The organism is Paenarthrobacter sp. NPDC090522 (genome assembly GCF_044769225.1).
Taxonomy (GTDB): Bacteria; Actinomycetota; Actinomycetes; order Actinomycetales; family Micrococcaceae; genus Arthrobacter.
Genome location: NZ_JBIVXL010000049.1, coordinates 1 through 1,380, shown reverse-complemented (window position 1 = coordinate 1,380; position 1,380 = coordinate 1). Strand labels below are relative to the sequence as shown.

Here is a 1,380-nt window from a genome sequence, read left to right as displayed (position 1 = left end):
GGGTCTGTCCGATATACGGTGTGTGGGTTCCGGCGGTTTTCATTAGTTGGTGGTTCTTTCGAACCGTCCGGCGAACGTGATGGCGAACGCGTTGAGCGCGGGTTTCCACCTCATGGTCCAGCGTGCTCTTCCTCCGCCGGTTGGATCAAGGGATCTGGTGACCAGGTACAGGCATTTCAGGGCAGCATTCTCGTTCGGGAAGTGCCCCCTGGCTTTCACGGCCCGACGGTATCGGGCGTTGATCGACTCGATCGCGTTCGTCGTGCAGATAATCCGGCGGATCTCGACGTCGTATTCGAGGAAGGGCACGAACTCGGCCCAGGAAGACTCCCACAGCCGTATGATCGCAGGGTAGCGTTGGCCCCATTCGGCCGTGAACTCAGCGAACCGGTCTTTGGCTGCTTGCTCGGACGGGGCGGTGTAGACGGGTTTGAGAGCTTTGACGATCCCGTCTCGGTGCTGGCGTCCGGCGTAGCGGAAACTGTTGCGGATCAGGTGCACGATGCATTGCTGCACGATTGTCCGGTCCCACGTGGTCGTGATCGCCTCGGGCAGGCCTTTGAGCCCGTCACAGACTGCGATCAACACATCTTCCACGCCACGGTTTTTCAGTTCGGAGAACACCTGCAGCCAGAACCGTGCACCCTCCCCGCCGTCGCCGGCCCAGATACCCAGGATGTCCCGTTCCCCGTTCACGGTGACTCCCATGACCACGTAGAACGGGGTGTTGCGCACCTGCCCGTCACGGACCTTGACCACGATCGCGTCAACAAAGAGCACCGGATAGAGTGCGTCCAGCGGCCGGGAAGACCATTCAGCCAGCTCGGCTGTGACCTTCTCGGTGATGCGGCTGATGGTGTCCTTGGAGACCCTGGCACCGTAAACCTCCGCGAAGTGCGCGGCGATCTCTCCGGTGGTTAGCCCTCGTGCCGAGAGCGAGAGCACGACCTCGTCGATCCCGTCCAAACGCCGTTTACGTTTGGGCACGATCACCGGCTCGAAGGACCCGTCCCGGTCTCTGGGTACCTCGATTTCGACCGGACCGATCTCGGTCAGCACCGTCTTGGATCTCGTGCCGTTGCGTATGTTCGCGGCTAGCGGTTTCTGGCCATGTTCATGCCCGAGGTGCTCGGTCAGTTCCGCCTCCAGGGCGGTCTCCAGCACGTTTTTCGTGAGCTGGTTCAGCAGCCCGCCGGGGCCAACCAGGCTCACGCCCTGTTCCCTGGCCTGCGCGAGCAACCGCTCCGCAAGCTCCTTCTGATCGATGATCTCTCCCGTCACAGGATCGATCATCATCCCTGCCATCCCAGTCGTGGATTCAGACACGGCCGTCTCCTTCAGATCAGGCCAGACCCCACACACCGTTATTCAGACAGTCCC

The 1,380-nt window shown here is 61.5% G+C and carries 1 protein-coding gene; it reads right to left on the bottom strand.

Annotation, left to right across the window (positions count from 1 at the left end):
- Nucleotides 1–42 precede the first annotated feature (42 nt).
- Complete coding sequence (locus ACIQT2_RS23965; RefSeq protein WP_402951775.1) at nt 43–1,296, bottom strand: IS256 family transposase; 1,254 nt, start codon at nt 1,294–1,296, stop codon at nt 43–45.
- Nucleotides 1,297–1,380: the final 84 nt, after the last annotated feature.

Coding starts and splice junctions, on each gene's coding strand:
- ACIQT2_RS23965 (WP_402951775.1), bottom strand. CDS start 1,296: ATGATGATCGATCCTGTGACGGGAGAGATCATCGATCAGAAGGAGCTT.